The organism is Ohtaekwangia sp. (assembly GCF_036786105.1).
Taxonomy (GTDB): domain Bacteria; phylum Bacteroidota; class Bacteroidia; order Cytophagales; family Cyclobacteriaceae; genus Ohtaekwangia.
This window is the reverse complement of the sequence record NZ_DAIQRQ010000067.1, coordinates 1-6,384: the sequence shown is the minus strand read 5'-3', so window position 1 is coordinate 6,384 and position 6,384 is coordinate 1. Positions and strand designations below refer to the sequence as shown.

The window sequence follows — 6,384 nt, the reverse complement described above, 5'->3', positions numbered from 1 at the left end:
GAAGCCTGCAATTCCTTTTCCTGAAGGCCACTATATTTGGCTATGTTCTTCAACCGCCCTTCGCGAAAGTAGGCGATCACATCCTGTACGGGCATGGTGTTGTAATCACGCGGTTCAAATACTGCCGGTGCCATTACTTCTACGCCTTGCAATATCTGATCAATGCGCTGTGAGTTTACTGCATCCACTTCCGCCAGGTGACCTATATTCTGCTTTACACTCCACTTGTCGTTCCATCGCTGCGACAGAATTTCATCCGGTATATTTTTTACTTTCGCCTCCATACGCCACGCCGTGCCGTTGAGTCGCTCCAGCAAAAAAGGAAGCATTTCTACAGGCAGGCCAAAGGTGAACTGGCGGTCGAACCAAACAAGTTTTTTCATGTATTAATGGGTTATGCGTTTTCCAAGTATAGCCAGGCTTCGCTTTACGCCATCGAGCACTGCTACATCAGGAAACAATCCCCATTGCTCGAAGCCTGCATGTTTAAATAACCGGAGGCTTGGCTCATTGTGCGCGAAAATGAAACCTAATAATGTGCTGATGCCGATTGCGCGACATCGTTCGGTTGCTTCTTCCAATATCTGCTTTCCAAAGCCTTTGCCACGATAGGCCGGATCCAGGTATATCGCTATCTCCGTGGTGGCCTGGTAAGCCGGGCGACCATAAAACGACTTGATACTTACCCAGCCTGCTATATTTCCTTTCTCATCTTCCACTACCCACAATGGCCGCACAGGCGAATGTGATTTGAACCAGGAGATTCTGCTCTCAACCGTTACCGGTTCGGTATCAGCCGTTACCATTCTGCCCGCGATCGTAGTGTTATAAATGGCAACAATCGCAGGCAGGTCGTGCATTGTTGCGTCACGAAAGTGTATCACGCTATATCTTCTTTTTTAGTAACCAGTCGGTCTGTTCATCAGTACCGAGCACAAAGGTATGCGCGCCAAACTTTTCGAAACCATATTTTTTATAGAAGGAAACAGCGCGGGCATTATGCTCCCATACACCAAGCCACACTACCTCGTAGCCGGCTTCTTTTGCATAATCAAGACACGCCTGCATCAATGCATTGCCAATACGTTTACCGAGGTGTGACTTGGCTACATAGATGCGGTGGATCTCCAGTGCCCGATCGTTTTCCAATCCCTCCTGCTCTTTACCTTTGCGCACTTTCGCATAACCAATGGCTTCTCCATTATCTTCCGCTAAAAAGACAACGGTATCTTTTTCTTCAAGCTCTTGCTCCAATTTCTCCTTTGTAAAAGCCGTTGCGAGATATTGTTCCATATCTTCGGCCGTATTGTGCTCATCAAACGTTTCGCGAAAAGTTTGAATGCCCAATGCACATAACGTTTCTGCATCTTCAAAGAATGCGTTGCGAATGGTGATGTTACTCATAATGTAAATTCCATTTTTATATCGCTTCGTTTATACGGACCATCTACTGGCACTTCCACGAAACCAAGTTTTCGATACAATCCTATGGCTGTGGCAAGGCTTGTATGTGAGTATAGAATGATCTTTACAGCACCCAATGATCGCGCTTTGATTATAGCAGCCTCTGCCAGCAGTCGCCCGACTTTAATACCGCGGAATTTCTCATCTACAGCCATTTTGGTAAATTCATATATACCGGGCGATACATACTTCAATGCTACCGTGCCCGCCACTTCATCGTTGGCATATCCCATCAATATAGTGCCACCGTGTGCCAGTATGTGCTTATCCGGATGCTGCAGCACTTCAAAATCGATCGGCTCCATCCAGAAATATCGTTCAATCCATGCACGATTGAATTTCTCAAAATACGGTTGGTGCTTCGGCTCGTACTCTTGTATAGCGATATGTATTTTGGTGTCTGTCATTTCGGCTGCAGGTTTTTTTGAAAGTGGTGGCAGATCATTGTAAATCCTTTGTTCAGGTATAAACGATGTGCATCGGTACGCTGATAACCCGAATCGAGCGCAACAACGTTTAGTCCTTTGGCGCGCGCTTGTTCATCTACATAATCCAGTAACGCAGCGGCAAAGCCACGACCGCGATATTCCGGCAGTGTGGAAAGATCATCAATATATATGTGTTTTCCATTGAACAGAAAATTCTGGAAGCGATAGCCGATCGCTGCGACAGCTTTTCCACCTTCTTCAATAAAGGCCAGGTGATAGCCTTCGCCCAGCATCTCCCATACCCTGTCAACAAAGGTATCGTGTTGCAAATGCGGGCGTAAGGCCAGCAATACATCCCAGCACTTGCTTATGTCTTCTCTCGTTTGTGCGCGTTGAATGTTCATCTATACTATATTCTCCACGGGTTTAGAATACGTTCTGTTTCTTTTTTAGTATTAAGAAAGTCGCCATCAATGATCAGCAGCTTCACGCCTTTTTCAGAATACGACCGATGCATGCTCACGTTATCAGAAACCTGGTACGTCATGCCGCTGGACAGTGTAAATGTTCTTCCGTCTGCCAGTTCAGAGATCATCTCTCCTTCTATACAATATACAATGTGGCCGGCCTTGCACCAATGATCCGCTTTATAGCCTGCCGAGTACTCCACCAGTCGTATGCGTAAGCCGTCAAATTGCCGGGTACGCCACCTGGCTGTACCCTGCTCGCCACGATGTTCCGTCACCGGAACTGCAGCCCAGTCTGTAGTTTGAAATAAAATGGATTGCATAACTATCGGCTGAACTGGGCTTTCCACGCATCGCGTAGCTGATAGCCGCGATTGACTATATATATACCGGCCACAGTAAGCACGATGGCCATCCAGATGCGCGCGTTGAGTTTTTCATCGAGCACAAACCATCCGAGCACGACTGCTACCAGCGGATTTACATACGCATAGAGCGATACGATCGTCATCGGCAATTTACGCAAGGCATACGAGTAGCAGGCATACGCTGTGATTGAACCCATTGCAATGAGATAGATCAGGGGAAATACAACTGATGATGTCCAATGTACATTACTAAGATCATCGAAGATAAGGGATAACGGAATCATCCATATTCCACCAAAAAACATCTGCAATCCTGCATTCAAAAAAGGATTACTCTGCTCGCTGTGTTTCTTCAGCCAGATGCTGGCACCCGCCCAGCTGATCACGGCCACAAATGTTACTACAATGCCGAGTATATATTCGATGTTGGTAAACTGATTGATATACTCACTAAAGATGAGCACAATGCCAACCATGCCGATGGCTACACCCAACATAATAGGTACCGTGGGACGCTCATCTTTATTGATAGAGAGATTAATGATAATAACCATGACCGGCATAAGCGAACAGATTACCGCCGCTACACCACTGGGAATGTGTACTTCGGCCCACGCTACCAGACCATTGCCGAGCGTGATCATGAAGAAACCAGCAATCGCCTGACGAATAATATATGCGCGACCAGCCAGCTTCACCTTTCCAATCGTAAGCATGAAACCTGCGAGTATAAATCCGGCAATAATCTGACGGACCGATACAAACAGGAACGGAGGAAATTCAACCACAGCCATGCGCATCACCAGGTAGGTTGTTCCCCAGATGATGCAGATGGCGGCCAACGCCAGGTACGCAAATAATAATTCTCTTTTCAAAAGTATAGTTGGTTTAACATGTGAATAATTACGACTCAAATCTTGAGTTTAGTACGTAAAAAAAACAGTTTCAGTTTTGTTTATTTTGACCATATCAGTTTATCGCACTGCTGTTGACACATCTTCCTTTTTGACTACAACAGTCTGACATTTGACTACACTTGCTTTTTGTGTTGTGCTGAGCTTTGTACAAACAAAAAATTAAAATCAAATGAAAGTATTCGTAACAGGAGCCTCTGGCTTTATTGGTACTGCAGTGGTGAGAGAACTGATCGGCGCAGGACACACGGTTGTTGGTTTAGCTCGTTCAGAGTCATCGGCAGAAGCTATTCATAATGCAGGAGCAGAAGTATTGACAGGAAGCCTTGAAGATCTTGACATCTTAAAGCAAGGCGCTTTGCAGGCTGATGGTGTTATTCACACGGCCTTTATCCACGACTTTATTCAATATGCTAAATCAAATGATGTTGATAAGGCCGCCATCGCTGCTATGGGTGAAGTACTTATTGGCACAACCAAACCCATCATCGTAACCGCCGGAACTTTAGGATTGCCCGCCATAAATGGAATGATTACGGAAGATAGCGCTGCTATAAATTCAAGACGCAGTTCTGAAGCTGCTGCTATGGCATTAGCAGAAAAAGGCATACATGCTTCTGTAATTCGTTTATCACCTTCTGTGCATGACAAAGGCGACAAAGGGTTTGTTCCGTTTATCATTCAACAGGCTCGCAAAAACGGTGTCTCGGCATACCCCGCAGAGGGCAACAATCGCTGGACTGCGGTGCATCGTTTGGATGCGGCCAAGCTATATCGCCTGGCAATAGAAAAAGCAAGCAAAGGAGCACGGTATAATGGTGTAACGGATACGGGGATTGAAGTAAAAAGAATTGCTGAATTGATCGGCAAAAAATTGAACTTGCCTGTTACTTCTTTATCGGGTGAAGATGCTATCAAACATTTTGAGTGGATGAGTGGTTTTATAGGATTCGACAGTCCTGCTACGAGTTTCAAAACGCAGGAGCAGTTGGGCTGGAAGCCAACACACATCGGGTTGTTGGAAGACATGCAACAAAACTATTTTTAATATATAGTTTGAAACGTAAAAAGAAGTACATTTTAGTATGGAACAGCGGCATACCAGAAGAATCAAAACCATAAGTGAATTTCATAAGTTGAGAGGTTTACCTCAACCGGAACATCCGCTTATCAGTGTGGTGGACTACAGCGAGATTCAGCCACCTGCCGATATTTCTGAAACAAACTGGGTGTTTGATTTCTACCAGGTGTCCGTAAAAAGAGGGATGAATGCCAAGCTGAAATACGGGCAGCAGGAATATGATTTTGATGAAGGAGTCATGTTCTTCATTTCGCCCAACCAGGTTTTTGGTATCGAACCGGGAGCACATCCGTCAGCGCAGCGCTCTGGCTGGATGTTGCTCATCCATCCCGATTTCTTTTGGAATACATCGCTCGCAAAAAGTATTAAACAATACGAGTTCTTCGATTACTCGATACATGAAGCGTTGTTCTTATCAGAAAAGGAAGAGAAGACACTCAACGATATTATAGAGAACATTAAACATGAATATCGCACAAACATCGACAAGTTTAGCCAGGGCATCATTGTTTCTCACATTGAAACACTGCTAAATTATTCAGAACGGTTTTACAATCGTCAGTTCATTACCAGAGAGAAATCCAATCACCGGATTTTAGAACGTTTGGAAAATCTATTGACGGATTACTTTAATGATGACGACCTGATTTCAAAGGGCTTGCCCACCGTTCAATATATAGCAGACACCCTGAACACATCGCCGAAATATTTGAGCAGTCTGTTAAAATCATTAACCGGACAAAGTACGCAGCAACACATACACGAAAAGCTGATTGAAAAAGCCAAAGAAAAATTATCAACTACAACTTTATCGGTCAGTGAGATTGCTTATCAGTTAGGTTTTGAACATTCGCAATCGTTCAGCAAGTTGTTTAAAACAAAAACCAATCTCTCGCCTTTAGAATTCAGGCAATCATTCAACTGATTACATCGGCAGCTATATCCTATATCCTAGTAGTTTGTTCCTTTTATGTGCGGGTTGATCCACAAATGACTATACCAATGCCACGCTCCGTTTTTATCAGGCGCGGTTAACGTATAGAGCGTTCTGCGTTTTTTGCTGAGTGGTGCTGTTGCCTGCAGTGTTACCGTAACTTTATTCTTGTCGGTAATTTTAAATGAACATTTACCGCCTTGCACAAAACATTGAAGCTGGTTAAGACGAATACCTGCTGCATCAAAACTCAAGGTGAGCGTTGGTGGATTGGAAGCAGGCAGCATACAATCATCCGGAGTTATCTGCGTAAGTGAGAAGGCTTTCATAGTTGCCTTCTCTATAAATTTAGCTTTCGCTGAATAGGCTTCCGACATGGGGAAACGCGGGCATTGAAACAGATCGCCTCCGCTATACATTACTCCCGAGTTTTGTGCAGCGGCTGCTTTGAATCCGGCAGCTTTTACAATGCCCTTCATCTCATTATCAAATTCTCCGTAGGGATAAGAGAATACAGTGGGCGTAATGCCCATGTTCTCCTCTATTAATGATTGACTCAGTTCGATTTCTTCTTTAAAAGTTTTATAGCGTGTGGCAGCCGGTTGATCGAGAAAGAAATCGTGCGAGTGCGTGTGGTTGCCGATCTCTACGTTGTGATCAGTTGCATCTTTAAGCTGCGCCCACGACATATAGTCGCCTCCGCCAACCGTTTTTGTGTTGATAAACAA

10 protein-coding genes are annotated in these 6,384 nt (G+C 44.7%); 2 read left to right on the top strand and 8 right to left on the bottom strand.

Features of this window, described 5'->3' with window-relative positions:
* The 7 genes from V7Q33_RS20000 to V7Q33_RS19970 form a co-directional block, all read right to left on the bottom strand.
* Positions 1 to 383, bottom strand: a 383-nt coding sequence (locus V7Q33_RS20000) for a DinB family protein (protein WP_333821026.1), incomplete at its 3' end; no start/stop codon positions are given.
* Positions 384 to 386: 3 nt separating this feature from the next.
* Positions 387 to 884, bottom strand: coding sequence for a GNAT family N-acetyltransferase (locus V7Q33_RS19995; protein WP_333821025.1), 498 nt, complete (start codon positions 882 to 884; stop codon positions 387 to 389).
* A gap of 1 nt (position 885) precedes the next feature.
* Positions 886 to 1,404, bottom strand: coding sequence for a GNAT family N-acetyltransferase (locus V7Q33_RS19990; protein WP_333821024.1), 519 nt, complete (start codon positions 1,402 to 1,404; stop codon positions 886 to 888).
* The gene (locus V7Q33_RS19985; RefSeq protein ID WP_333821023.1) at positions 1,401 to 1,871 is read right to left on the bottom strand and encodes a GNAT family N-acetyltransferase; all 471 of its coding nucleotides are present in this window, start codon (positions 1,869 to 1,871) and stop codon (positions 1,401 to 1,403) included. Before V7Q33_RS19985 ends, V7Q33_RS19990 begins: the two co-directional genes overlap by 4 nt.
* Entirely contained in the window at positions 1,868 to 2,296 is a 429-nt protein-coding gene (locus V7Q33_RS19980; protein ID WP_331978267.1) for a GNAT family N-acetyltransferase, read from the bottom strand. Before V7Q33_RS19980 ends, V7Q33_RS19985 begins: the two co-directional genes overlap by 4 nt.
* Before the next feature lie 5 nt (positions 2,297 to 2,301).
* A complete protein-coding gene (locus V7Q33_RS19975; protein ID WP_333821022.1) occupies positions 2,302 to 2,682 on the bottom strand; it encodes a DHCW motif cupin fold protein in 381 nt (126 codons plus the stop codon).
* A 2-nt stretch (positions 2,683 to 2,684) separates the two neighbouring features.
* Positions 2,685 to 3,602, bottom strand: coding sequence for a DMT family transporter (locus V7Q33_RS19970; RefSeq protein WP_331978271.1), 918 nt, complete (start codon positions 3,600 to 3,602; stop codon positions 2,685 to 2,687).
* 211 nt (positions 3,603 to 3,813) lie between these two features.
* On the opposite strand from V7Q33_RS19970, the gene V7Q33_RS19965 reads away from it, so the two are divergent.
* A complete protein-coding gene (locus V7Q33_RS19965) occupies positions 3,814 to 4,689 on the top strand; it encodes an SDR family oxidoreductase (RefSeq protein ID WP_333821021.1) in 876 nt (291 codons plus the stop codon).
* Between the two features lie 37 nt (positions 4,690 to 4,726).
* A complete protein-coding gene (locus tag V7Q33_RS19960; RefSeq protein ID WP_333821020.1) occupies positions 4,727 to 5,647 on the top strand; it encodes a helix-turn-helix domain-containing protein in 921 nt (306 codons plus the stop codon).
* A gap of 26 nt (positions 5,648 to 5,673) precedes the next feature.
* Here the strand turns inward: V7Q33_RS19960 and V7Q33_RS19955 are convergent.
* Positions 5,674 to 6,384 (bottom strand): polysaccharide deacetylase family protein (locus V7Q33_RS19955; protein WP_333821019.1); only part of this gene is annotated, 711 nt, incomplete at its 5' end.

Excerpts from the sequence above, each read along its gene's own strand:
- V7Q33_RS19965 (WP_333821021.1), top strand. The coding sequence starts at position 3,814 with ATGAAAGTATTCGTAACAGGAGCCTCTGGCTTTATTGGTACTGCAGTG.
- V7Q33_RS19990 (WP_333821024.1), bottom strand. The coding sequence starts at position 1,404 with ATGAGTAACATCACCATTCGCAACGCATTCTTTGAAGATGCAGAAACG.
- V7Q33_RS19985 (WP_333821023.1), bottom strand. The coding sequence starts at position 1,871 with ATGACAGACACCAAAATACATATCGCTATACAAGAGTACGAGCCGAAG.
- V7Q33_RS19980 (WP_331978267.1), bottom strand. The coding sequence starts at position 2,296 with ATGAACATTCAACGCGCACAAACGAGAGAAGACATAAGCAAGTGCTGG.
- V7Q33_RS19960 (WP_333821020.1), top strand. The coding sequence starts at position 4,727 with ATGGAACAGCGGCATACCAGAAGAATCAAAACCATAAGTGAATTTCAT.
- V7Q33_RS19975 (WP_333821022.1), bottom strand. The coding sequence starts at position 2,682 with ATGCAATCCATTTTATTTCAAACTACAGACTGGGCTGCAGTTCCGGTG.